Source organism: Magnetospirillum sp. (assembly GCA_027532905.1).
In the GTDB taxonomy this organism is placed as follows: Bacteria; Pseudomonadota; Alphaproteobacteria; order CACIAM-22H2; family CACIAM-22H2; genus Tagaea.
Window position 1 is genome coordinate 238,756 of record JAPZUA010000002.1, and the last position, 25,428, is coordinate 264,183.

Annotated in this window: 23 protein-coding genes; 14 read left to right on the top strand and 9 right to left on the bottom strand. The window is 64.2% G+C overall.

What is annotated here, in order from left to right:
• The first annotated feature begins 36 nt into the window (after positions 1-36).
• From O9320_09220 to O9320_09240, 5 genes are all read left to right on the top strand, one after another.
• Positions 37-1,929, top strand: a complete 1,893-nt coding sequence (locus O9320_09220) for a potassium transporter Kup (GenBank protein ID MCZ8311021.1) — start codon at positions 37-39, stop codon at positions 1,927-1,929.
• A 3-nt stretch (positions 1,930-1,932) separates the two neighbouring features.
• On the top strand, positions 1,933-2,601 hold the full coding sequence (locus O9320_09225) for a CatB-related O-acetyltransferase (GenBank protein ID MCZ8311022.1): 669 nt from the start codon (positions 1,933-1,935) through the stop codon (positions 2,599-2,601).
• Between the two features lie 264 nt (positions 2,602-2,865).
• Positions 2,866-3,915, top strand: a complete 1,050-nt coding sequence (locus O9320_09230) for a dienelactone hydrolase family protein (protein ID MCZ8311023.1) — start codon at positions 2,866-2,868, stop codon at positions 3,913-3,915.
• An 85-nt stretch (positions 3,916-4,000) separates the two neighbouring features.
• Entirely contained in the window at positions 4,001-5,683 is a 1,683-nt protein-coding gene (locus O9320_09235) for a L,D-transpeptidase family protein (GenBank protein ID MCZ8311024.1), read from the top strand.
• A 148-nt stretch (positions 5,684-5,831) separates the two neighbouring features.
• The gene (locus tag O9320_09240; GenBank protein ID MCZ8311025.1) at positions 5,832-6,470 is read left to right on the top strand and encodes a DUF882 domain-containing protein; all 639 of its coding nucleotides are present in this window, start codon (positions 5,832-5,834) and stop codon (positions 6,468-6,470) included.
• Positions 6,471-6,877: 407 nt separating this feature from the next.
• On the opposite strand, the gene O9320_09245 is transcribed toward O9320_09240, so the two are convergent.
• The 5 genes from O9320_09245 to O9320_09265 all read right to left on the bottom strand — a co-directional run bounded on the left by O9320_09245 (position 6,878) and on the right by O9320_09265 (position 13,854).
• A complete protein-coding gene (locus O9320_09245; protein ID MCZ8311026.1) occupies positions 6,878-7,384 on the bottom strand; it encodes a hypothetical protein in 507 nt (168 codons plus the stop codon).
• On the bottom strand, positions 7,381-8,379 hold the full coding sequence (locus tag O9320_09250) for a hypothetical protein (GenBank protein MCZ8311027.1): 999 nt from the start codon (positions 8,377-8,379) through the stop codon (positions 7,381-7,383). Before O9320_09250 ends, O9320_09245 begins: the two co-directional genes overlap by 4 nt.
• A 327-nt stretch (positions 8,380-8,706) precedes the next feature.
• Complete coding sequence (locus O9320_09255; protein MCZ8311028.1) at positions 8,707-10,980, bottom strand: CHAT domain-containing protein; 2,274 nt, start codon at positions 10,978-10,980, stop codon at positions 8,707-8,709.
• Positions 10,981-11,141: 161 nt separating this feature from the next.
• On the bottom strand, positions 11,142-12,005 hold the full coding sequence (gene mepA, locus O9320_09260; GenBank protein MCZ8311029.1) for a penicillin-insensitive murein endopeptidase: 864 nt from the start codon (positions 12,003-12,005) through the stop codon (positions 11,142-11,144).
• A complete protein-coding gene (locus O9320_09265; GenBank protein ID MCZ8311030.1) occupies positions 11,995-13,854 on the bottom strand; it encodes an ABC-F family ATP-binding cassette domain-containing protein in 1,860 nt (619 codons plus the stop codon). Before O9320_09265 ends, mepA begins: the two co-directional genes overlap by 11 nt.
• Positions 13,855-13,896: 42 nt before the next feature.
• On the opposite strand from O9320_09265, the gene O9320_09270 reads away from it, so the two are divergent.
• The 7 genes from O9320_09270 to O9320_09300 all read left to right on the top strand — a co-directional run bounded on the left by O9320_09270 (position 13,897) and on the right by O9320_09300 (position 18,936).
• On the top strand, positions 13,897-14,709 hold the full coding sequence (locus tag O9320_09270; GenBank protein MCZ8311031.1) for an inositol monophosphatase family protein: 813 nt from the start codon (positions 13,897-13,899) through the stop codon (positions 14,707-14,709).
• Between the two features lie 6 nt (positions 14,710-14,715).
• Entirely contained in the window at positions 14,716-15,966 is a 1,251-nt protein-coding gene (locus tag O9320_09275; GenBank protein ID MCZ8311032.1) for an acyclic terpene utilization AtuA family protein, read from the top strand.
• Positions 15,963-16,301: a hypothetical protein gene (locus O9320_09280; GenBank protein ID MCZ8311033.1), complete on the top strand. Its 339-nt coding sequence runs from the start codon at positions 15,963-15,965 to the stop codon at positions 16,299-16,301. Before O9320_09275 ends, O9320_09280 begins: the two co-directional genes overlap by 4 nt.
• A 30-nt stretch (positions 16,302-16,331) precedes the next feature.
• Positions 16,332-16,661, top strand: a complete 330-nt coding sequence (locus tag O9320_09285) for a rhodanese-like domain-containing protein (protein MCZ8311034.1) — start codon at positions 16,332-16,334, stop codon at positions 16,659-16,661.
• 9 nt (positions 16,662-16,670) lie between these two features.
• Positions 16,671-17,240, top strand: coding sequence for a VTT domain-containing protein (locus O9320_09290; GenBank protein ID MCZ8311035.1), 570 nt, complete (start codon positions 16,671-16,673; stop codon positions 17,238-17,240).
• A gap of 77 nt (positions 17,241-17,317) precedes the next feature.
• Positions 17,318-18,118, top strand: coding sequence for an FkbM family methyltransferase (locus tag O9320_09295; GenBank protein ID MCZ8311036.1), 801 nt, complete (start codon positions 17,318-17,320; stop codon positions 18,116-18,118).
• Between the two features lie 17 nt (positions 18,119-18,135).
• Positions 18,136-18,936 (top strand): FkbM family methyltransferase, encoded by an 801-nt coding sequence (locus tag O9320_09300; protein ID MCZ8311037.1) that lies wholly within the window; start codon positions 18,136-18,138, stop codon positions 18,934-18,936.
• Between the two features lie 6 nt (positions 18,937-18,942).
• Here the strand turns inward: O9320_09300 and O9320_09305 are convergent, their stop codons facing one another.
• Both O9320_09305 and O9320_09310 read right to left on the bottom strand, forming a co-directional pair.
• Positions 18,943-19,557, bottom strand: coding sequence for a cyclic nucleotide-binding domain-containing protein (locus O9320_09305; protein ID MCZ8311038.1), 615 nt, complete (start codon positions 19,555-19,557; stop codon positions 18,943-18,945).
• 17 nt (positions 19,558-19,574) lie between these two features.
• Positions 19,575-20,900, bottom strand: a complete 1,326-nt coding sequence (locus O9320_09310) for a pentapeptide repeat-containing protein (GenBank protein MCZ8311039.1) — start codon at positions 20,898-20,900, stop codon at positions 19,575-19,577.
• 217 nt (positions 20,901-21,117) lie between these two features.
• On the opposite strand from O9320_09310, the gene O9320_09315 reads away from it, so the two are divergent.
• The gene (locus O9320_09315) at positions 21,118-22,608 is read left to right on the top strand and encodes an AMP-binding protein (protein ID MCZ8311040.1); all 1,491 of its coding nucleotides are present in this window, start codon (positions 21,118-21,120) and stop codon (positions 22,606-22,608) included.
• Complete coding sequence (locus tag O9320_09320; GenBank protein MCZ8311041.1) at positions 22,592-23,404, top strand: SDR family oxidoreductase; 813 nt, start codon at positions 22,592-22,594, stop codon at positions 23,402-23,404. The genes O9320_09315 and O9320_09320 overlap by 17 nt, the downstream gene beginning before the upstream one ends.
• Here the strand turns inward: O9320_09320 and O9320_09325 are convergent.
• Entirely contained in the window at positions 23,391-24,458 is a 1,068-nt protein-coding gene (locus O9320_09325; GenBank protein MCZ8311042.1) for an AbrB family transcriptional regulator, read from the bottom strand. The two genes, O9320_09320 and O9320_09325, sit on opposite strands and share 14 nt — an antisense overlap.
• Entirely contained in the window at positions 24,455-25,408 is a 954-nt protein-coding gene (locus O9320_09330; protein MCZ8311043.1) for a M14 family metallopeptidase, read from the bottom strand. Before O9320_09330 ends, O9320_09325 begins: the two co-directional genes overlap by 4 nt.
• Positions 25,409-25,428: the final 20 nt, after the last annotated feature.

Here is a 25,428-nt window from a genome sequence, read left to right on the forward strand (position 1 = left end):
AATGTCGCGCCGGGCAAGGGGGCCCCGTACAAGGTTATGAGCAGCACTTCAAACGGCGCCGACTCACCCGACAAGCGCATTCTGGCTTTGGCCGTCGGCGCCATCGGCGTGGTGTTCGGCGATATTGGCACCTCGCCCCTCTACACGATGCGCGAGGCGTTCACCGGGCCGCATCCGATGACGCCGACATTGCCGCATGTGCTGGGCGTGCTGTCGCTGATCTTCTGGGCGCAGGTGATCGTCGTGACGATCAAATACGTCCTATACATCCTGCGCGCCGACAATCGCGGCGAGGGCGGCATGTTTGCGCTGATGGCGCTGGCCAGCAAGGCCGCCCCTGCGGGCGTGCATCGCGGCATCCCGATCGTGGCGGCGGGCCTGTTCGGGGCGGCCCTGTTCTTCGGCGATGCGATCATTACGCCGGCGATCTCGGTTCTGTCGGCGGTCGAGGGCCTCAAGGTTGCGGCACCTGAGTTCGGAAAATACGTCGTGCCGATCGCTTGCGTCATTCTGCTGGCGCTGTTCATGGTGCAAAGCAGCGGGACCGCGCGCATCGGCGCGTTTTTCGGGCCGGTCACGATCGTGTGGTTTGCGGTGCTGGCAATTCTGGGCGTCGTGTCGCTGGTGCAAACGCCCGGCGTGCTGGCAGCGCTCAATCCCTATTACGGGCTGGCGTTTTTGTGGAGCGACGGGTGGCGCGGCTTTCTGGTGCTGGGCGCCGTGTTTCTGGCGCTGACGGGGGCCGAGGCGCTTTATGCCGATATCGGGCATTTCGGCAAGCGGCCGATCCGGTTGGCGTGGTTGGGCTTTGTGCAGCCGGCCTTGGTGCTGAATTATTTCGGCCAGGGCGCTTTGCTCATGCGCAATCCTGCGGCTGCCGAAAATCCGTTCTATCTGATGGTGCCCGATTGGATGCTGCTGCCGACCGTGCTGCTGGCGACTGCGGCAACCGTGATTGCGTCGCAGGCCGTCATTACGGGGGCGTTTTCGCTGGCGCGCCAGGCGGTGCAGCTGGGCTATCTGCCGCGCATGGAGATCCGCCACACATCCGAAACCGAGATCGGCCAGATCTACATTCCGCGCGTCAACTGGATCTTGTGCGTTTGCGTGCTGGCGCTGGTGGTCACGTTCCAGTCGTCGAGCAATCTTGCCGCCGCCTACGGCGTGTCGGTGTCGGGCGAGATGTGCGTGGCGACGCTGATCGCCTATGTCGTGGCGCGCCATGTGTGGGGCTGGTCGCGGCTGCGGGCAGGGACGGTGACGGTGATCCTGCTGACGATCGATCTGTCGTTTTTCTTGGCCAATGTCGTCAAGATCGCCGACGGCGGCTGGCTGCCGCTGGTGGTCGGGGCTTGCCTCTATGCGATCTTCACGACCTGGAAGCGCGGCCGACGCATCCTGGTCGAGCGTCTGCACGAAAGCACCGTGCCGCTGGAGCCGTTCATTGCGCGCCTCAAAGACGGCAATCCGCCGCGCGTGGCGGGTACAGCCGTGTTCATGACCGGCACGCGCGACGGCGTGCCGTATGCGCTTTTGCACAATCTCAAACACAACAAAGTGCTGCACGACCGTGTGGTGCTGTTGACGGTCGTAACCGAACCCATCCCGCGGGTGGCCGAAAAAGACCGCATCCGTCTGGAGCCGCTTGAAAAGAATTTCTGGCGCCTGGTACTGCGCTACGGCTTCATGGAAATGCCCAACATCCCGCGCGTGCTGCGCCAGGCCGGTGCGACCGGGTTCAAGATCGAGATGATGGAAACCTCGTTCTTCTTCGGACGCGAGAACCTCGTGTCAAAAAGCAAGCCGCTGATGCCGCGCTGGCGCGAAAAGCTGTTTATAGCGCTGTCGAAGAATGCCTACAGTGCGACCGCGTTCTTCCGCATCCCGTCCAACCGAGTCGTCGAACTGGGCACGCAAGTGGAGATCTAGGCTATGGACCATCCTGCGACGGTCGATCCCAAGCAGCTGTTCCCGTTCGGCCATTCCCAGCGCCACACGGTGTTCCTGAAGCCGCTGCTCGACGAAATCGACCCGCCGCGTGCCAACATCTCGGTCGGCGACTATAGCTACTATTCGGATTTCGACGACGCGACGCAGTTTTTCCTGCGCAATGTGCGCTACGACTTCGCGCGCAGCAAAGCGCGCCTGGACATCGGCAAGTTCTGCGCTTTTGCGCACGACACCACCTTCGTGATGTCCGACGCCAACCACGCGATCGTAGGGCCGTCCACCTTTCCGTTCCCGATCTTCGGCGGGACGTGGGCTAAAGCCCTGTCGCCGGACGAAACGCCGTGGGCCAACAAGGGCAATACCAAGATCGGCAACGACGTGTGGTGCGGCTACAAGAGTACGATCATGCCGGGGGTAACGGTCGGCAGTGGGGCCATCGTGGCCGCCAACGCCGTCGTCAGCCGCGACGTGCCGGCTTACGCAATGGTGGCCGGCAACCCGGCTCGGGTCGTCAAGATGCGCTTCGACGATGCCACGGTGGCGAAGCTCCTTGCGCTCGCCTGGTGGGACTGGCCGGCGGCCAAAATCGCTGCCGCTGTGCCCGTTCTCGTCAAAGGCGATGTCGCCGCACTGGCGGCTTTGGCACCCTAAAGAGTTGCCGAATGCGCTGATGCCTGCTTGCCACGAGTCCACAAAAGCCGCCGGTTTTTCGGGCAATGGTGGAAAGTGACAAAAAAACGGGCGAAGTATCAGAATCAATTATCCATATAACCCATTGATTCAAAACGACCGTTAAAAATTCGATAAGTTTTTCGGGGGGGGTGAAGAAAAACGACTCCCACCCGCCGACGGCCTATGTTATCCCCAAACCGACTGCAATAAACCGAAACAATGATTCCGGCGGATTGGCAAAAGATGATCGAACTTCTTGTTGCCGTGGCAGTGGCCTCGCAAAGCCCCGATATGGGCCAGCGGGCGGACTCGCAAACGACGTCGTTCGCGGTTTCCGCCGAGACCGCTGCCGAAAACATCGTTGTTCTCGACAGCAACTTCCTGCTCGATCCGTCGTTGCCGTTCGTCTTCCTGCCAAACGCGCCGACGGCGGCGCCTGCGGCATCTGCCGGTGCCACGACCGGCCCCGAAGACGATCTCGAATTGCTGGCCGCGCGCGAGGCCGACAGTGCGAACCAAGCACCGCAATGGCAGAGCCGTCCCAAGGCGGCAACAAGCTTTGGGGCTGGCGCCAATCTGCGCAATGTGGCCGTCAATATCGCGCGCGCCAACACGCGCCTCAAGGTCGGCCAGCGCCAGATGACTCTCGAAATCTACCGCCCCGACACGGCCGGTGCACGGCCGGCGGTGCTGCTGCTGCACGGGGCCTCGGGCATGGGCAACGGCGCTTTCTACCGGGGGGCCGCCGAAGCTTTCGCCGAAGCGGGCTACGTCGTTTATCTCCCGCACTATCTGGGCGACCGCAACCGCAACCGGCCGCGCGGCCGCGCTCTGATCGCCGAGTTCGAACAGCAGCACGACGCGGTGCGCGCGACGCTCGATGCGATGGCTAAGGATCCGCGCGTCGACGAGGCGCGCTTGGCGGCTTTCGGTTTCTCGCTGGGCGGGTTCCAGGCATTGGGCCTGTCGAGCCGCGATGCGCGTGTGGCCGCCGTCGTCAATATGGGCGGCGGCATGCCCGGCAACGTCGCGGGTACCACCACGCGTCTGGCGCCGACATTGGTCATCCACGGCCAACGCGACCGCACGGTCCCGGTTGCCCGCGCCCTCCAGACGCGCGACATGCTGAAGCGCCTGTCGGTGCCGCACGAGATGGCGCTGTTTGCCGACCAGCAGCATTTCTTCCAAGGCGCGGCAAGCCGCACGGCCATCGAACGGTCGATCGCGTTCTTCGATCGCCAGATGCGCCCGGCCGTCTCGATCGGCACGGCCGACCTTCTCCAGGGGCGTTAATCCCCCCTGTTGCCGAAGCGCTAGCCTTCCCGAAAATCGCGCGGGCCCGCCTTTTTCTTTAACCGGACCATGCTAGATTGACGGCATGGGGATGTTCCGACTGGGTTTTATCGGCATTGCGGCCGGTCTTTTGTGGACGCTGCCGGGGGCCGCCGCCGTCCAAGGCGATCTGCGCCCAGTGCTGCGCGCGACCCTTGCCGCCTACGCCCCCACCGCGACCGAGACCGCTTCGATCGCCGAACGCCAGCGCCAAAGCCTGCTGGGGTTCTACGATGCGCGCGGCTTCGCCCCCATTTGGCTTGCCGACAATGCGCCTGCTGCCCGCGTCGGCCGCCTGATCGAACTGCTCAAAAGCGCGGACCGCCACGGCCTGTCGGCGATCGACTACAATGTCGCGGAACTCGAGCTGCTGCTGCACGCGGCCGACGCGCAGACCCTGGCACGGCTCGAATTCGCGCTGAGCCAGGCGGCCTTGCGCTACGCGGCCGATCTCTTGGGCGCGCGCGTGGCGTCGGTCGAATTGCCGGCCGACGTCAAGATCGCGCCGCGCCCGCTCGACGCCGAGCGGATCTTGCGCGAGCTTGCCCGCAGCGACGATCCGGCTGGCCCGCTCGAGGCGCTCGCCCCCGCCGATCCGGCTTACGTCCAACTGCGCGACTGGCTGGCCCAATACCGCGCCATCAAAGCGCGCGGCGGCTGGCGCAACATCGCGAGCGGCCCCACGCTCGACCCCGGCATGAGCGATCCGAGGGTTCCGGCCTTGCGCCGACGCCTGGCAATCACCGACGCAGCACCCGCAGAGCCGGCCGACGCGGATGCTGGCGAAATTTTCGACATCGATCTGGTTGCGGCCCTGATGCGCTTCCAGGCCCGCCACGGCCTGGCGCCGGACGGGCGGTTGGGGCGCCGCACGCTTGCCGCCCTCAACCGCTCGGTCGATGCGCGCATCGTGCAGATCGTCGCCAATCTCGACCGGCTGCGCGCCCGGCCCGCGGCCGAGGCGAATTTCATCGAGGTCAACGTGCCGGGCTTCAGCTTGCGCGCCGTCGAAGCGGGCGAGACCCGCCTCGAGATGCCCGTCGTCGTGGGCCGCGAAGCGCGCGCAACGCCGATCTTCTCGAGCCGCGTGACCGAGGTGATCTTCAACCCGAGCTGGACCGTGCCCGTCAAGCTCGTGCGCGAAGATCTGCTGCCGCGCCTGCGCGCCAATCCGCAGGCCTTGGTCGATCTCGGCTTCCGCTTCTATCGCGGTTCGGGCGACGAGCGCGTCGAGGTCGATCCGCGCAAGGTCGATTGGCGCAAGGTGAGCCCGCGCGCCGTGCCCTATTGGGTGCGCCAAGATCCGGGGCCCAAAAACGCGCTGGGCCAGGTCCGCCTGACTCTGCCCAACATCTACGACGTGTTCCTGCACGATACGCCCGATCGCCATTATTTCGCCCGCGCCGAACGCGCTTTGTCGTCGGGTTGCGTGCGGCTCGAGCGCCCCATCGACCTTGCCGAATGGGTTTTGCGCAACACGCCGGGCTGGACGCGCGAGGCGATCGAGGCGGCGGATGCCGACGCCGTCACCAAAAACGTTCAAGTGCGCCGGCCGATCCCGCTGCACTTCGTGTATTTCACGGCCTTCGTGCAGGATGGCGAGCTGCATCTGCGCGAAGACATCTACGGCGTGGATGCGCGCTTTGTGGCCGGCATCGAGCGGCGCCCGGTCGCCGACCTGCGCCTGCCGCGCGAAGGGGCGGCACCGCCCGCCACCCTCGCCCCGTGACGCCTTGCCCCTAAAACGGGCTTTTTGTCAGCCTCTTAAGCAGTTGTTTCAGATTGTTTCTTTGGGCTTGCCTTCGGCGGCTTGGCTGTGCATTCTGCGCATAACAGCTATGTGACGAACTCAATTACCAGGGAAGCAAGCCCCCCGCATGACCGATCCGAAGACCGTTCCGACGCGCCGGGGCTTTTTGCTTTTTGCCGGCGTTGCCGCCGCCAGCACGCTGCTGCCGCCTTCCCCGAGCTGGGCCAACGCAAAAACGGCAAGCGTCCCGCCGCCGCCGCGCCCGGCCCCGCGTCCGGCCACCTCGGCCGCCGGTCCTGCCGTCGGCACACGGCCCGCCGGAACACGCAGCCTGCGCATCCAGGTCGTCAATACGGGTGAACGCTGGGAAGGTGTTTACTGGCGCGACGGCGTTTATGTGCCCGAGGCTACACGCCGTCTCGATGCGTTGCTGCGCGACTTTCGCGCCGGCAAGGTCGCCCAGATGGATCCCAAGCTCTACGACCAATTGTGGGAACTGCACACGCGGTTGGGCTCGAGCGAGCCGTGGCGCGTGATCTCGGCCTACCGCTCGCCGCAGACCAATGCGGCCGCGCGCCGCACCCATCGCGGGGTGGCGCGCAACTCGTTCCACATCCAAGCCAAGGCTTTGGACGTGGATCTCACCGACCGCTCGGTCCGCGCCATCCGCGAGGCCGCGATCGGCCTGCAGGCGGGCGGGGTGGGGCAGTATCCGCGCAGCGACTTCGTCCATATCGACACCGGCCCCGTGCGCAGCTGGGGCTGAGTCTCCTCGACCGCCAACGCCGACGTTACGCAACATCCGCGCGACATAAGCGCGACATCGATGCGCCACTCGCGCGACATGTACGCAACATTTTCCGACTATTCGACTTTAGCTTTACGACTTAACTTATTGAATTTAAATGACAGTAATTTTCGTACGCAACCGAATCGCACGGAAAATCCCGTGTGCGCCGGGGCCGCGCCGGCGGTCGTTTCTCTTTTCACCATGTCAAACAGCGCCAAGCCCATTCTCATGAATGGTCTTATGAAGATAATATAACCTATAAAGAACTTAATTGGAACAATCTCTGGAGCGATCTCTGCGTGGCGTTTCGAAAGCGCCGCCGGAGCCGACGGTTTCGGCGTCCGTTTTGTCGAAGCTCGGCAATTGACGGCGGGGGCGCAGCTTCAGGCGGCGGGTTCGACCTTCAGCGACGCGGGCTCCACGGTCTTGAAGAAGCCCGACACGGTGGTGCCGTCGGCGGCGAGCGGCAGGATCAGGCGCGTATAGCCGTGGCGGTTGCCGTCGATCGTCACGTAGTCGCGGCGCGCGAGGCTCGGCTGCTTGGCGTCGGCGATGCGCACGAGGCTGTCGTAGACGATCGCGGCGTCGGTTTCGTTGAAGAAACCGCGCAAGCCGCGCCCGCTGTCCTTGAAGGTCGAGTGTTCGCCCACATAGAGGCCGGCCATGCGCACGCGCACGTCGCGAGCCGCCGGCAGATAGTCGAGCATCATCGTGTAGGGCAGCGTTTCGGCCGGGACGAGCCCGATATCGAGCGAGGCCGGCAGCCGGTCGCCCGCGCACGCCGCTTGCCAAACCCGGTAGCAGGCGGCGAGCACCGGATAGGCGTCGATCTCCGCCAGCGGCAATTCGACGTAACGCCCCAATTCGCGGATGGGCATCTGTTCACTCATTTCTCGGTACTCCCCAGCAACCGCCGACTTGCCAACAAACGCCTGGTCGAACTCAAACGCGGCCTGTCCATGAAGTCGGACAGGTCGCTCTTGCGCCACGCGAACCGGCCTGCGTCGAACGGCAGACGCACGGCCAAAAGACGCTGCATTTCGTCGAGCTCCTGGTCGTTCGGTCCGTTCGTCTGGCCGCGCGCTTCTTCCAGGCGCTCGCGCAGCGGTTCGAAATCGAGCAGGAAAGTGCGCAAGGCCGCCATTTTCGGCCACAGGCGCGCATGAAAATCGCCGATATTGCCGAATGCCCGCAGCGGATCGGCCGCGACCGCGTCGAGCTCGATCGCGATGGCCGACGACCATACCAGCGCTTCGCGCAAGCCCAACGCGATGGCGCGCGCACGCTCGCTGCGCCAGGCGTTTTGGCGCGCGGCGGCGATCTTGGCGATCGCACCCACATCCTGCTGCAGATCGACGATGCTGCGGCACAGCCGCTCGACGCGCGCGATATCGACCGCGACCGCAACGATGTCGTCGGCGACAAGGCCGAGCTTGCGCGGATTGGCGTAGGCGCCGACCCAATCGACCAAGGCTTCGAGCGCTTCATCCATCGAGTCCGCAGCCGACTGCAGCGCGCTGTCGGCCGGCAGGCCTCGAAACGGCAGCGGCGGGCCGCCGACGGCCGTCCCGATGCGCCGCACGGCGCGCACCACAAGATGCGGCTTGGGGTCCCACGAGGGCCGCCCGTCCACGGCTTCGCTCGGCAGTTTCTGGCCCGCTTTGAGCGTGCGGCAATAGCGCAGGGCCGTGGGCACAAGCGTGAGCAGCCGCGCGTCGCGCGAGCGGGCGGGCACTTCGAACAAGGCCGCAACATGGCCGAGATCGACGCTGGTTTTGGCCTCGCCGAGATCGATGCGGAACACGATTTTGCGGTAGTCGTCGACCGCAAAAAACGCATCGCCGCGCGCAAGGGCAGGCATTTCGAAACCGAAGATCAAGGACACGGAGCTATCTCTGCCTAGGGTTCGCCGGACGCGGGCACGAAAAGCAACCCGCGCGGAGAATTAGGACGCTGGTGCGCCGCCGTCCAGGGGGCGGGCGCGAAATTGCGACGCAAAATGGGAGGGGGCGGTGGCTTGCCCAGTTATGTCGATGCGGCAAACGGGTCGATTAGTTGGAGGACGAGCCCGTCGAAGTCCCTCGCGTTGCGGGTCGCGATCGGCATCCCGTGGACCATCGCAATGGCGGGGATGTAGCCATCATTGCTTGAGATTGGCTTGCGAAGCGTGCGGCGCGTAGAACTCTTCAGAGGCTTGATACGCGTAGCTCAGTCATTCAAGCATTTGCTGCGTGCGAATTGGATCGTCGATCAAGATTGTCTCTGGGCGTCCAACATGAAGATAGCTGATGACACTTGAAACAGCGATCGCCGACTCCAAATCCTTCAAAATACTCACGCGATCTAAGCCAGTGTTCGCCAGTGTGTCCACCACAACAGCGAAGGGATCTGAGACTCCACTATTGATCGCCATATTTCCGTCATTGTGAACGCTTATATAAGTAGCGTGTGTTATTTTTTCTTGCTTCTCAAGTAGGCGCAAAAAGTCGGTAAGTAACTGCATACGAATCATGCCAGACACAATCTCTAGCCATGTCAGCGCACGATCGAAAAACTTGATAGCAGGAGCGATGAAATCCGCGAGACGGTAAATCAGGCGTGCAGCAAACACTGCCGCGTCGTTTGCATGCAGCGGAAACACTGATGCAAGAACTGCGCGGGCCCCAATAGCAAGAAAACCATTAGCAATTGTAGCGTGATTTCGGTCGGCTGCATGAGTATCACATGCGCTTAAGATAACGATTGGAGGCATACGGGCGATTCTGCCTCGCAGGGTCCATACATTGATGGGCTCCTCTTGGAGATACAGTACTGCGGAAGAATCTTCGGCATGAGCTCCGTGGCCGTCGAACATGACAACTTGGCCATCGAACGCATTTATGGCGGCAACAAACTCCATTTCATTGGCCACTTCGACGAAATCTATACGTATCGTGTCTCTCCATGCCTGACTGAAAGACTCGAGTGCGACCTCGAACACTCGCTTAATTGGATCGTCACGTTTAAGGGCGCCTATAATCAAGATGTGATGGAGGTCGGCGGGTGTGAGTCTTAAGTGAGCGCGCGGCCCAACTGTTTCGATAAAAAGATTTCCTGGCGTTACAGGGATGCGGCAGACGTCTTTACGAATCAGGAGTGGCAGGCCGTCGACATCAAGCCATTCGAGGTGAGCATCGGCTACGATCCGCACTCCAGTTTCGGATCGGCGGACAAGATCGACAAATTCAGGTGGAACAGCATCGGCGAGTCGCTTCTGCACTGCGCGGAAGCCCAGCAACCGCTTACGGGACCTTGCTTCGCGCGCGCGATGCTGCTGCGCGAAGCTGCGAACCTGACCAGCACTCCGGTTGATATCGTTAGGTAGGCGAACGACCGCCGAAAAGTCCGACACTGCAAGAGCGCTAACTGCTTCGGTTCCAAGCTGAAGCTCTTGCGAGCGGATCAGCAGTAGCGGATGCGGGCGCGGCGGCACCTTAGGTCCATCTTCCTTGTCTTGCGGGCCTAAACTAAATACTGCTTTGATTTGCGATTTGTTCTTGAATTCAAAGCCGTAACCCTCCTGCCGGCGCAATGCCTCGAGTGTTTGTTCGAAGCCTTTTCTTTCGACCTGGTTGAGCTTTGCAGGCAGGGGCATTTGGAAGATGTGCGGGTAGATCGACGGCGCAAAAAGGTTCAGGTCGATCGTTTGTCGGAACGTTCGGAAGATGTCGCGGTTGCCAACCGCTCGGCGTTCTTCAAGGACGCTGTTTGCGGTTTGAACGATTTGATCTATGTAGGGTTGTTTGCCTCGGTTGATATTCTCGAATGGGCCGTAGACCAATTCGCAATATCCTGCCGAAGCGAGGACCGAAACGTTTGGAGCAACGCTGTTATGTCCGCCAACTTGGTACCCAATCTTGCGGTCCGTGGGTTCAATCCACGAACTCAACATTGCTTTTACAGTCTCAATATCTTTCGGAGTGATGGTTTCGGGAAGCTTATCGCAGCGGGTTAAGAATACTTTTCGCAATGTTTCCGGGTTTAGATCCTTCATACAAATCTCGCCGTCCCGCTCGGCAACTATGACCGGAGGGACTCTGCACGACGCGGACCACTCGAAGTATTCTTTTGCATCTTCTTCGGGGCTTACTAGGATCACGTTGAATGGCACCATCGGAGGCGGTTGCAACGAGCGAACTGCCCGGGGCGACTGACAGTACCAATTCACAGGATTGATCCCTGCGATTCGTCGGGTTCGCAGTGTTTTTTGACCATTCTTTGTGAGATCATAAATCGTAGAAGGAAGCATCGAAGCAACGCGTAACCTCCCGTTATGACGACAAAGACTTGGCGCAAAACCTTGAGTAACCGATGCTTCCTCGGGTGCGCTATCGGATACAGTGATGACAAAATAAATTCGAAGATCAAGCAGATATGTTTCGCCGTCAGGCGGCACGACATCTGCTTTCAGGCCCGGTGGCACGAATGCGGTTTGTTTTTCGGTCATTGACTTTGAACTGGCCAAAATATTTGTCTATAAACTTTAGGTTATCAACTTTCTTGAAACACTGCACGTAGTTTCTGACAAGCTGCCGCAGGCGGGATATTTGAGCTCTCGGAACAGAATATTGGATTACATTAGTTCGGCCTTATTTGTGTCAGCCGCCCTCACGGTGCAGCCAACACCGCCGCACATTGTGCCGGGAGTTTCGGGCGCGGCGGGGCGGACTGGCGCGGGCGGGGCGTTGCCGGGGCCGCCGTCGCCGCCTTACGGCGTTCTTCGGCGTCGGCGAACCACCAGTCGAGTGTGGCGTCGCAACCGTCGCCTTGTGGGATGGCGGCTTGGGGTTGGCAATTCGGGCTGCCGGTGGGGCAGGCGAGGCGCACGTGGAAATGTTCGTTGTGGCCTACCCACGGGCGCAGTTTGCGCAGCCAGCCGCGTTCGGCCGGGGGCAGGGTTTCGCACAGGTGCTTTTTGATCGCGTAATGCACGAGTACGCGGTCCACGTTGGCGGGGGCTGCCGCCATCTGCAGCAGGCGCACATGTTCGGGGCGGAATTGGGCGGGCTCGATGCGTTTCTCGTCGGCCGTGACCAAGCGCACGATCTCGATGATTTCGCGTTGGCTCGCCGGCAACTGCGGTTTCGGATTCAGGTTGAACCAAATATCGACGTCGGTGCCGTTCTGGTGCGAGGCGTGGCCGTCGCGCATCGGGCCGCCGCGCGGCTGCGACAGGTCGCCGACATAAAACGGTGCGAGCCCGGCAGCCTGGGCGCGCGCACCGAGATCGCGAACGTAAGAAACGGTCTGCGGATGGCTCCAATTGCGGTTGCGCGACAGGCGCACGGCTTGATAGCCCGGCCCGTCTGGCGGCAAGGCTTGCGCACCCGCAATGCAGCCATTGGCAGGGCCGCCGAAAATCTCGGTGGGTCCGCGCGTCGGCAATTTGGGCTCGTGCCATTCTTTGGCCGCCAGCGGGGCCGCCCAGGCGAGGGCCGCCAGAAATGCGGCGAGGCGAAAGCTAGGCCGCATCCGCCTGTTCCAACGCTTCGGCTGCAAGCATCCAGCGCGCTTCGGCGGCTTCGAGGATGGAAGCATGCGCCTTCTGGCGCTTGGCAAGCTCGGCGGCTTTGCGCGGATCGTTGTAGGTGGCGGGCAAGGTTGCTTCGCGCTCGAGCTTTTTGCTTTCTTCGGTCGCACGCGCGAGGGCGTCTTCGGCCGCCTTCAGCTCTTTTTTGAGGGCGGCGAGATTCTCAGGCGGCGCTTTGGCGGCGGGTGCGGCGGCCTTTGGCTTTTCGGCCGCTTGGCGTTGCGCGCGCCGTTCGGCCAACGCGAGCGACCGGTATTCGTCGAGATCGCCCTCGAACGGTGTCACCTTGCCGTTGGCGACGAGCCACAGCCGGTCGCAGGTGAGTTCGAGCAGGCTCCAATCGTGCGTGACGAGAATGACTGTGCCCGCGAATTCGTTGATCGCCGTCACAAGCCGCTCGCGGCTCGCCATGTCGAGATGGTTCGTGGGCTCGTCGAGGATCAGCAATTGGGGCGCGTGCGCGGTCGCAAGCGCAAACGCCAGGCGCGCTTTTTCCCCGCCCGACAGCACGTCGGCTTTCACGTCGGCCTTGTTGCCCGAAAAGCCGAAGCGGCCGAGGCGCGCGCGCAGCGCTTCGGGCTTGGCGGTCGGCATGGCGTCGCCGAGCAGCTGGAAGGGCGAGCGGTTCGGGTCGATGTCTTCGATCTGGTGCTGCGCGAAAAACCCGGTCTGGAGTTTGCTGGCACGCGTGGTGCCGCCGGTCATCGGCTGCAGGCGGCCCGCGAACAATTTCGCGAGCGTGGATTTGCCGTTGCCGTTGGCCCCCAACAGGCCGATGCGGTCTTCGGGATCGAGCCGCAGATCCACGTTGGTGAGCACGGGCTTGCCCGGCGTGTAGCCAACCGATGCGCGGTCGAAGGTGACCAGCGGCGGTTTCGGCAGTTCGACCTCGGGGAATTCGAAGCGCACGGCGTCTTCGTCTTTCTCGACGAAGACGGGCGTGAGCTTTGCCAACGCCTTGAGGCGCGACTGCGCTTGGCGCGCTTTGGACGCCTTGGCGCGGAAGCGATCGACGAAGGCTTGCATGTGCTTGCGCTGGGCATCGACCTTGGAAGCCATCGCGGCCTGGAGGGCGAGGCGCTCCTGGCGCAGCACTTCGAAACGGTCGTAGTCGCCCGTGTAGAGCGTCATCTTGCGGCTGTCGAGATGCAGGATGTGCGTGCACACGGCGTTGAGCAGGCGGCGGTCGTGGCTCACGACCATCAGCGTGCCGGGCCAGCGCTGCAGATAGTCTTCGAGCCACAAGGCGCTCTCGAGATCGAGATGGTTCGTGGGCTCGTCGAGCAGCAGAATATCGGGGCGCGCGAACAGCACGGCGGCAAGGGCCACGCGCATGCGCCAGCCGCCCGAAAATTCGGAGAGCGCGCGGTCCTGCATTGCCGCATCGAAGCCGAGGCCCGCGAGGATCGAGGCCGCGCGGGGCACGGCCGTGTAGGCGTCGATCTCGGCCAGCCGCATATGGATGTCGGCAATACGTTCGCCGTCTTCGGTGGTCTCTTCCTCGGCGAGCAGCGAGGCGCGCTCTTCGTCGGCCGCGAGCACGGCTTCGAGCGGGGTCGTGGTGCCGCCGGGGGCTTCCTGTGCGACAAAGCCCACGCGCGCGCGTTTGGGCATCGAGATGCTGCCGCGATCGGGTGCGATCCGGCCCAGAATCGCGTCGAGCAGCGTGGATTTGCCGGCCCCGTTGCGGCCGATGAGGCCCACACGGCGGCCTTCGGGCACAAGGGCGCTGGCGTCTTCGAGGAGCGTGAGGCCGCCGATGCGCAGCGTGAGGTTTTCGATCGCGATCATGGGGCTTCCCTCTAGCAGATCGGGCGCGTAACGTCGCGTGCCATGACGCAAAAAATCGATGAGGCGGGGCTCGCCGCCCGCTACCACGCAATGGTCGGCATCGCCCGCGCGGCGGGCGATCTGCAGCGCCGCTATTTCGCCGACCGCGCGACGCTCGCCACGAGCTTCAAAGGCCCGCAAGACTATCTGACCGTGGCCGACGGGGCCGTCGAGCGGCTGGTCGTGGCCTCCTTGCAAGGTGCTTTCCCCGGCGACGGCGTTTTGGGCGAGGAAGGCGGGGGCAGTCACGATCCGTCGGCCCTCTGGGTCATCGATCCCATCGACGGCACGGCGAATTTCGCCAACGGAATCGCGCATTTCTGCATTTCGATCGCGTTCGTGGCGCAAGGCCGCGAGGAGATGGGGGCCATCTACGATCCCATAAGGGGCGACATGTTTTTGGCGCGCCGCGGCTTCGGTGCCACCTGCAACGGCCGGCCGATGAAGACGACGAAGATCGACGATCCCGCGCGCGCGCAGATCGAGCTTGGCTGGTCGAACCGGCGGCCGATGGCGGCTTATACGGCGGCCCTCGAAAAACTCGTAGCGGCCGGTGCGTCGTTTCGCCGCGCAGGCTCGGGCGCTTTGGGTCTCGCTTACGTGGCCGACGGCCGCAGCGACGGCTATGCGGAACTGCACATCAATTCGTGGGATTGCCTTGCGGGCCTGCTGATGGTGCGCGAGGCGGGCGGGCGCACGAACGATTTTCTCGGCATGGGCGGGCTGATCGAGGGGGCACCCGTGCTCGCGGCCGGGCCCGGCCTTTACGATGCGATCGGGCGCCTCGTCGGCCTCGACGACGTTCCGTCGCTCTAGTCTTCGATGCTGCGCATCGGACATGCCGGGCACGGCGAACGGCCGCTCGAAACCGCTGCCTTGCTCGACCGCTTGGCCGAGGCCGAGGGCACAAACGTGCTCGTGCTGCAGCTCGATGCAGGCGACGTCGAGCGCGCCCTTGGCGATCTTCTCGTGCCGCTCCTGTCCAAGCGCGTGCGGCTCGTCGTCGAAGTGCCGGACGGCGATCCGATCGCCGTCGCAAATGCGCTGACGGGGCTTGCCGCACGGCTCGGCAAACGGCGGCCGCGCGTGGGCGTGCTCGAGGGCCACAATCTGTTGGCCACGCAATTGCCGGCGGTCCTCGTGGCTTTGCGCTGCGACCCGCCGCCGCCGCCGGGTTTTGCGCTGGCGACGGCTGAAGTCGAGCTTGGCAGCGAACCGCTGTTGGGGCTCATCGCCAAAGGATCCGAGATTTTGGTGACGGGCACGGTCGCGGCCTCGTGCGTCGCGATCGCGTTTGCGCGCCATGTGCATCGTTGGCAGGCCGGCGATTTCGACCGGCTCGCGGCGGCGGCTTGCGTCGGGCGCATTTTGCGCAGCGGTGCGGCCGCCGTGGGCGGCGATCTCGACGAGACGGTGCCGCTTTCGGGCCTGCCATATGCCGACATCGCACCCGACGGGGGCGTGCGCTTCATTGCGACGCATGCGGGGCCCGTGCGCGTGGCGGGGCTCGCGTTGGCGTTGCTCGACGGGCTTGCGGCACCCGCGCAATGGATCGAGCCCGACGTGACGGTCGATCTCGGCAATGCCGTTCTGCACGGGCCGCAGCTCGAAGGTGTCGTGGGCGGGCCTGCGGCCAATTGGGTTGCGGGGCGCTTCGTGTTCGAAGGCGGCTTCGAGGGGGCGGCCGAGATCGCCTATGGCGGCGGTGGGGCGGCCGCACGCGGGCTTGCGGCGGCGCGCGAACTCGAAACGCGGCTCGCCGCGTTGCCGGGCGATGCGCGCGCGCGCGTCGAGATCGTCGGCTTCGATGCAGCGGCCAAAGCGGCGGGCGAGCAGGTGCGCGATTTGGCCGTCGCACCGGGCCGCGACGTGCGCGTGCGGCTTGCGGTGCGCGGCGAAACGGGGGCTCAAGTGCAGGCAGCCCTTGCCGAGGCACGCGGCCTCGTGCGCTTCGGGCCGGCCGGCGGGGCATTGCTCTATGCGACGGCGGCGCGCGAGCGCCGCGTTTGCGCCGCGCGCGTCGACAAGATTTTTGTGGCCCCGCGCGCAACCCAGATGACGGGGGATCTGTGAGCCTTACGGTTACGCACCCGGTTCCGTTGCGCGAATTCTGCCATGCGCGTGCGCATGTCGCAGGCAGTGCCTTGGTGATCGTGCTCGCTTTGCGCGATCCGCAGGATTGGCGCCTCGTGCGCGAAGGGGCCAGCCTTGCGCGCGTGCGCGCGTGGCTCGGCGCCTTGCGCGCAGGCAATGTGCGGCGCCTCGAACTGCCGGGGCTGGCAGCATTGCACTTCCTGTTCGAGGCTGCCGCCGGGGCCGGGCGCGGCCACGATCTGTCGGCCGATCCGACGGGGCGCGCCTTCGCCCAGCGTTTGCTCGACATGCCGGTGCCGGTTGCGCCAAACTAGGCTTTCTTGTTCCACCCCCCGGAGTTGCCGATGCCCGAAGATATTGTCCGCGAAGTCGATCCGCTCGAAGCCAAAAGACAGATCGATGCGGGGGCGGCCGTGCTGATCGACGTGCGCGAAGCCGAAGAATACGCGGCAGCACGCATCGACGGTTCGGCGCTCTTTCCGCTGTCGGCGTTCGATCCCAATGCGCACGCGTCGCTGAAGGGCAAGCAGGTGATCGTGCATTGCCTGATGGGCGGGCGCTCGATGCGCGCGGCCCAAGCACTCGCCCCCGTGCTGGGAGCTGCAAACGTGCGCTCGATGGCGGGCGGGCTCAATGCGTGGCAGGCCATGGGCCTGCCGGTCAAGAACGGCTGAGGCATCCCCTTGGATCTCGCACAAATCCTCGACCTGATCCGTAATCAGGGCGACGCGGCCTACGCGCTTATCGTCTCGGGCTCGGCGTGGAACTCGCTGCTGCTGCCGCTGTTTGCGGGCTATGCGGTGAAGCTCGATGCGCTCGCCTACATACCCACCGTCGTTGCCGTGTGGGCGGGCGGGTTCCTGGGCGACGAATTGCGCTTCTGGCTCGCCCGCCGCTACGGCAGTGCTTTGTTCGAGCAGATGCCGCGCATCCGCGTCGGCGTCGAGCGTGCCGCGCGCGTGATCGATCGCCACGGCGATTGGCTCATTTTCGTCTATCGCTATCCGCACGGCATTCGCGGGCTTGCGGCGTTTGCGTTCGGGCTGTCGCAGATGGCGCGGCTGCGCTTCACGATCCTCAATTTTCTGTCGGCGGGCGTGTGGGCCAATACCGTGGTCGGAACGGGCTACGCGTTCGGCCATCTTTCCGACAAAGCTTTGGGCGAGGTTGCAACACAAGCGGCCTTGGGCCTGCTCGTGGCGTTCCTCGTGCTCGCGTGGCTCCTGTCCAAGCGGCTCGAGAAAAGCCTGTAGCGGCGGCATTGTCGGTTGGCGGCACGCCGCCGCTCGCCTAAGATCGAAATGCGTTAAAGCAACCTTGGTGGATTCGCGTGCTCAGAACGACCAAACGCCCGCTTGCCTTCGTGCTTACGGCCGCCAACCACGGCTCGATGCTCGTGAACCGCAACGATTCGTACACGAACGCGGTCGAGACGATCGGCGTGGGCTACAATATCTTTCTGAACTCTTCCTGCGGCCAGGAAGAGATCGACGCGGCGTTGCAGCTGCTCGATTCGCGCCGCAAGCATTACGGCGACGGCGTGTTCGCCCTCGATTGCGGTGCGAATATCGGCGTGCACATCGTCGAATGGGCGCGCCACATGCACGGCTGGGGCGAAGCGCTCGCCTTCGAAGCGCAGGAGCGGATTTTCTACGCGCTCGCGGGCAATCTCACGCTCAACAACTGCTTCAATGCGCGCGCATTGTGGGCGGCCGTGGGTGCGCATGCGGGCGAAATCCGCGTGCCGGAGCCCGATTATCTTGCGGCCGGCAGCTTCGGCAGCCTGGAAATCCGCAAGACCGAGAAGACCGAATTCATCGGCCAAGCGATCGACTACAGCGATGCGCAAACGCGGCCCGTGCGCATGCTCGCGATCGACGATCTCGATCTGCCGCGCCTCGACCTCATCAAGATCGACATCGAGGGCATGGAGCTCGAAGCGCTCGCCGGTGCCCGCAAGACGATCGCGCGCCACAAGCCGCAGATGCTGATCGAGCGCATCAAGACCGACCAGCTCGCACTCAATGCGGTCCTGCTCGAGCACGGCTATAAGCTGTTCGCCTTCGGCGTCAATCTACTGGCGATCCACGAATCCGACCCGTTCGCGACCCAAGTCGTGATCAACCGCTGACCGCACCGGAGACCGGCGTGCTCAAAACCACCAAACGCCCCGTGGCCTTCGTGCTGGTTGCGACGAACCATGGCACGATGATGGTCAACCGCAACGACCACCACACCGACGCCTTCGCGACCTTCGGCGTCGGCCACGAAATCTTCCACACGTCGGGCTGCGGGCAGGAAGAGATCGACGTGGCCTTGCAGCTGCTCGACGCGCGCAAGGAGTATTTCGGCGCCGGCGTCGTCGCCCTCGATTGCGGGGCCAATATCGGCGTGCATACGATCGAGTGGGCCAAGCACATGCATGGCTGGGGCACGGTCACGGCTTTCGAAGCGCAGGAGAAGATCTACTACGCGCTCGCCGGCAACATCGCCATGAACAACTGCTTCAACGCGCGCGCCGTGTGGACCGCCATCGGTGCCGCCGATGGCACGATTCGCGTGCCCGTGCCCGACTATTTGAAGCCGTCGAGCTTCGGCAGCCTCGAGATCCGCAAGACCGAGAAGACCGAATTCATCGGCCAGGACGTCGACTACAGTGCCGCCAAAACCGTCGAAACCACGATGCGCGCGATCGACAGTTTTGCGCTGCCGCGCCTCGATTTCATCAAGATCGACATCGAGGGCATGGAGATGGAGGCGCTGGCGGGTGCCCGCAACACGATCGCGGCGCACAAGCCGATGATGCTGATCGAAGGCATCAAGACGGACCTGGGCGCTCTCACCACGTATCTGAACGAGATGGGCTACCGCTATTTCACCTTCGGCATCAATGTGATTGCGATCCACACGAGCGACCCCTATTCGGCGCGCGTGATCACGAAGAAATAGCGGCCCTCAAGGGAACCGCGCGAGCGCGTAGGCGCACATCGTTTGGTAGAGGGCGCGCAGGAACGCCGTGTTCGCTTCGGTTTTGGCAAGCGCGCTGCCGGCCGTGACCGCCTCGTGCACCGCCACAAGCTCGGCCGACGGAATCTGCGGCGGCTTGCCGTCGGGCCAGGTCGCGCGGGCGGGCACGGCGCGCACAAAAGCAAGCAGCAGGCGCAGGCGCTGGGAAAGCTCGGGGCTCGCCTCCGCCAGATGGGTGTCGAGCTGATTGGGCGAGATCGCGACGCAATTCGCCGTTGCGAGCGCCACGGCCGAGGCCGTGCGCGGCAGCCCGTCGATCAGCGCAAGTTCGCCGAACATGGCCCCGGCACCGATCTGCGCGATTTCGATTTCCGTCTCAAGCCCTTTGCCAGCGCGTCGCTGGCGGATCGCCACGCGCCCGCTTTCGACGACGAAGGCAAGGTCGCCCGGATCGCCTTGCGCGAAGATCCGCACGCCGGGTGCGAAACGGAAGCGCTGCAGCCGCGGCCCTGTGGTGACGGTGGTTTCGCGCAATTGCCCGTCCACGCCTTTGAGGGCGAGGGTCTGTTTGCGCTCGAACCGGATATTGGCGTCTTCGGCCACGGGGGGCGCTCGCTTCCTTAAAGCGCGTTCTCGAGGCCGGCGGTGCCGCGCGTATCGGCCCCCGTCAGCACGGCCCCGCGCAGATCGGCCCCCGAAAAATCGCAATCGAGCAGGATCGCGTCGGTAAGGTTCGCTTCGCGCAGATCGGCGCGGCGCAGAACCGAACCCGTCAGATCGGCTTTCGACAGATTGGCGCCGCGCAGATCGGCCCCGCTCAAATTGGCCTCTTTCATCTTTGTGTTCCACACACGCTGATTGAGCGTGTCGACCGGCATGGGTGCAAGGTCCGCGTCGCGCAGCTTGGCGCCCGTCAAGGTCGCCTTGTCGAGCTTGGAGCCCTGGAGCTTCGCCCCCGAAAGATCGCAGCCCGCCATGAAGGCCGACGAAAAATCTGCGACCTGAAAATAGCTGCCCGCGAGCTTGGCATTGCGAAGAATGCAGAGCGCCAAGCGCCCGGCCGAAAGATTGACGCCGGGCGCGTCGAGATCGGCCAGATTGACGCGCTCGAAGTCGGCCTGGTGGCCGGTGCGCCCCTCGGTCTTGAGCCAGTCGAGATGGTCGATGAAAATCTGCTGCACGGATTTTTCGAGCTTGTCGATCGACACCGGCAGCACGGCCTTCGACGTGTCGACGCGCGCCAGATCCTGCGTGCCGAAATTGGACGCGGTGAGGTCGGCCCCGTCGAGATTGGTATTGTCGAGCAGAGCGCCCGCAAGCGTGGCGCCGTGCAGGATGCAGTTCGACAGATTGGCGTTGGTGAGGTCGGCCCCGGTGAGCACCACGCCGCTCAAGTCCGAGTTCGAGAGATCGGCCTGGCGCAGGATCGCACCGCGCATGATGCAGCCCGTAAGGTCGGTGCGCGGCCCGAACACGCGGCTCATCTTCGCGTTCGTCATGTCGGCATGCGCGAATTTGGCGTCGGTCAGCACGGCCCCTTGCGGCTGGTTATTGTGGTAGCTGAAGTTGCCGTCCTTGTCGCGCACGATGATGAAGCCGTCGCGGATGTCGGCGGCGGTGAGGTTCGCGCGCTCGAGATTGGCGCGCTTGAGCTGCACGCCGCGGAGATCGGCTTTCGACAAGTCTGTGTCCGACATGTCGCAGCCCGTGAGATCGGCGCCGAACAGATTGGCGCGCGTCATCTTGGCGTGCGCGAAGGTCGACTCGCACAGGAACGCGCCGACGAGTTCAGCCTCGCTTAGATCGCGATTGCGGAAATCCATGCGCTCGGCAACCTTGAACGACAGCGCCAGACGCACGCCGCCGGTCTTGCCCTTGGCCATCTTTTCGTGGAGGGCGACGGCGGTGTTGATGTCGTGTTGGCTTACTTTGGTGGGGGGCGGCATCGTTGGCTTGCTCGCTTTCTGCGGAAGGCGCAATAATGCGCGCAAAAGACGTGAACGAACAAGCCCGCATGCGACGGAACCGCCCCGATGCGCCATCTCAAGGTCTTCGCCCTCGCGGCGTTTTTCGGGCTGTGCGCCTATGCGGTCGTGCGCGGGCTCGTCTATGTGAGCGCCAAGACCGGATTGCTCGCCTGGCTGGCGTCGTAGCGGTGACAAGATGAACCTCGCTGCCCATCTCGTGCGCAATGCCACACGCATCCCCGATCGCCCGGCCTTGGCGCTGGGCACGCAAACGGTCGCGACCTGGGCGCAGATGGCGGCTCGAGTTGCTTCGCTCGCCGGCGGTTTGCGCGCGGCTGGCCTTGAAGCGGGCGCGCGCGTTGCGATCGTGGCCGAAAACACGCCGGATTATGCGCTCGCCTTCTATGCGATCTGGCATGCGGGCCTGGCGGCCGTACCGCTCAATAGCAAGCTGCACGCAAAAGAACTCGCCTATTGCTTCGACCATTCCGAGGCGGCGTTGGTACTGCATTCGAAGGACATGGCAGCGACTGTTGCCGATGCGCACCCACGCTCAAAAACCATGCAGATGGGCGGTGCCGATTGGCAAGCGCTTGCGGCAAGTCCGCCGATCGCGATGGCCGATGCGGCGGCAGACGATATGGCTTGGCTCTTCTACACGAGCGGAACCACCGGCAAGCCCAAGGGGGCCATGCTCACGCACGGCAATCTGCTGGCGATGGCGCTTAGCTATTTTGTGGATATCGATCCGCCCAGCCCCGGCGGTGCGATTCTGCATGCGGCACCCATGTCGCACGGCTCGGGCCTCTACATGCTGCCGATGGTGCTTATCGGCAATACGCAAGTGATTCCCGCAAGCGGCCATTTCGATCCGGCCGAGATTGCGGGCCTGTTCCAGCATTGGCCGGACGTGACGATGTTTGCGGCCCCCACGATGGTCAAGCGCTTGGTCACGCACGAAGGTGCGCGCGATCCGGGCAATCTGCGCACCATCGTGTGGGGCGGGGCGCCGATGTATGTGGCCGATCTCGAGTTCGCGATCCAGCGCTACGGCTATCGCTTCGCGCAGCTCTACGGCCAGGGCGAATCGCCGATGTGTATCTCAGGCCTCACGCGTGCGGCGATCGAAGCGGCGCACAAAGCGGGCGATGTGGGGCTGCTGGCGTCGGCGGGCACGGCGCAATCGGTCGTCGAGATTCGCATTGCAGATGAAGGCGAGATTTGCGTACGCGGCCAAAGCGTGATGAAGGGCTATTGGCGCGATGGGGCCGCAACCGCGCGCGCGTTGCGCGACGGTTGGCTGCACACGGGCGACATCGGCGAAATCGACGCGCGCGGCGTGCTCACGCTCAAGGACCGCTCGAAGGATCTCATCATCTCGGGCGGCTCCAACATCTATCCGCGCGAGGTCGAAGAGGTGCTCCAGGCGCATCCGGCCGTGGCCGAAGTGTCGGTCGTGGGTGCCCCCGATGCCGAGTGGGGCGAGCAGGTCGTGGCGTATGTGGTGCTGTGCCCCGGCGTTTCGGCGACACAAGCCGAGCTCGATGCTTTGTGCTTGGCGCAGATCGCGCGCTTCAAGCGGCCCAAGCGCTATCGGTTCGTGGCTGCTTTGCCGAAAAACGCCTACGGCAAGATTCTGAAGACCGAGTTGCGCAAGCAGGAGCAAGCAAATGCCGAAGCGCCTTGAAGGCAAGACCGCGATCGTCACCGGGGCGGGCACCTCCGGCCCCGGCTGGGGCAACGGCAAGGCGGCGGCGGTCTTGTTCGCGCGCGAAGGTGCGAAAGTCTGCTGCGTCGACGTCAATGCGGATGCGGGCGCGGCGACGGCATCGCTGATCCGCGAAGAAGGCGGGCAGGCGATTTCGGTCGCGTGCGACGTGTCGAAGAGTGCGGCTGTGGCCGACATGGTCGCGCAATGCCGGGCTTCGTTCGGCTCGATCGACATTCTGCACAACAATGTCGGCATCCTTGCGCATGGCGGGCCGGTCGAACTCGCCGAGGAAGATTGGGACCGCGTGCTGCGCGTCAATCTCAAATCGATGTATCTGACCGCCAAGCACGTGCTGCCGGTGTTCCTCGAACAGTTTGCAGCGACCGGCAAGGGCGGGGCCATCGTCAACATCGCGTCGATCGCAGGGATCCGCTATCTCGGCATTCCCTACATCGCCTACAGCACCACGAAGGGTGCCATCGTGCCGTTCACGCAGAGCTTGGCCGTGCAGTACGCGGCCAAGGGCATTCGCGCCAACTGCATCCTGCCGGGCCTCATGAACACGCCGATGATCGTCGAGCCGTTGCGCGCGGCCTATGGCGGGGACGTGGCGCACATGATCGCGGTGCGCGACGCGCAATGCCCCACCGGCAAGATGGGCGACGCATGGGACGTGGCCTATGCGGCCCTGTTCCTGGCGTCGGACGAAGCCAAATACGTGACCGGCGTTGCCCTGCCGGTCGATGGCGGCATTACGCTCAAAGTGTCTTGAGATCGGGCGGCGTTTTGGGGGCGAAGAAGCGCCGGTAGATCAAGGGTGCGAACGTGACCACGATCACGATCCGGTAGAGATGGTGGCCGGCGACGACGGCCGGATCGATGCCCAGTGCCAGCGCCACAAGGCTCATCTCGGCAAAGCCGCCGGGGGCAAAAGCGAGCACGAGGCCCGGCAGCGTCTGGCCGGTGACTTGCGCCAGCACGGCCGAAAACGCGATCGTGAGTGCGAGCATCAAAGCACCCGCCGCCATCGCATGCAGAACCGTGACGCCGATCACGCGCAGTTTCATGCCCGCAAAACGCTGGCCGATTGCGGCCCCCAGCACGATCTGCGCTGCCGCCGTCACCACATAGGGCGGCTGCGTGTCGGTGATGCCGGCAAGATGCACCGCGGCCGAGCAGACCATCGGCCCCAGCATGTTCGCCGCCGGCAAGCGCAGGCGTTTGGCCACGACCGCACCGCCGACAGCGCAGGTGCCGAGGATCAGATAGTCGATCGCCGAAATGTCGAAGATGCCGACCAGCGCTTGCGTCGGCGCACTGCCGAGCGCGCCGTCGAGCCGGAACCAGATCGGCAAGACCAGCACCACAAGCATGATGCGCGCGGTGTGGCTGAGTGCCAGCGTCTGCAGATGGCCGCCATATTGCGATCCCACCATCGTCATTTCGGCAAGTCCGCCGGGCGTGGCCGCGAAAAACGCCGTGGTGGGATCGTAGTGCGCCACGCGGCGCATGTAGAAATAGGCCACACCGCCGGCAAGCACGGCCCACACGGCAAGGGCCGCCATCGTGACGATCCATTCCGGCATGCGCGCGAGGATCGCGGGCGTGAAGCCCGCCCCGAGCAGCACGCCCAGCACGGTCAAAAACCAGTCGCGCACGCGCCGGGGCATCGCGACTTTGGCCCCCGACACGGCCGCAACCGTGGTGAAGCACATGGCACCCAGCATCCACGGCAGCGGAATGCTGAGCGCCTTGAACACCGCCCCGCCCACCGTGCCCAGCACGACCGCCGTCGCGAGGGCTCGCCAATCGACTTGAAGCGTCACGCGATTTCGCGGCCGAGCCGCACCGCCGTCTGGCCGCGGCCCAAGCGGCGCGTGGGCATGATCAAAACGCAATTGTCGTAAGGTGCGAGCACGGGCGTGCCGCCGTCGTCGGCAATCGGATCGCCTTTGCGCGCGATTTTCTCAAGGCCCTTGAACGGGCTCGCGAAGCGGAATGCGTCGGTCTTGATCGTCACGGCCTCGGTCACTTCGATGAGGCGCTGTGCGGGTGCGGCTGCGGCCGGCAGATGCTTGGCCGCCCAGTCCGCATTTGCGGCCCCCGTCGCCGCCAGGAAGCGTACGAGGCAGGTACGCGCCATATCGGCAGAGGCTTTCTCCCAATGCTGGCCGCACTCGATGAGCAGCGCGTTTTTCGCACTCGCCGGATTGCCGAAATCGCCGTAGTCGCGCATGCGCTTGCCCGCCGCGTGGCCTTCGTCGCTGACGACGATCTCGGGCACGCCGATCGCGCGCGCGAAGCGGCGCCCTTTGTCGAGCGGCCCGCACAGCATCAAAGCGGGGGTGGCGTGCTGCATCGAATGGATGTCGAGCAGGAGATCGGCCGAGGCCACGAGCGGGCGGATCTGGCGCGCGCGCGCAAGCTCCTGCGACTGGCGCGGGCCGTCGAGCGTGGACTCGTTCCAGACGCGGTTGAAATCTTCGTTGAGGAAGCGACTTGCCTGCGGGTTCTGCGGATCGAAGCTCCGGTAGGCGGCGACGTTGCAGAACAGCAAGGTGAGCTTGCCCTGCACGGGGCGGAAATTCTGCTTGAACAGCCAGTCGAGGGCGATCGCGCCGCAAATTTCGTTGCCGTGCACGAGGGCCGTCACCAGCACATGCGGGCCACTGCGTCCGCTGTCGAAGCTCGTGGCGTAGTCGATGCCGACATTGCCTTTGGCGTAGGCCGAAATGTCGGGTGCGGTGAGTTCGATCGGATAGGCTTCGTTGTCCATAGCTAGTCCCCCGTACGCGC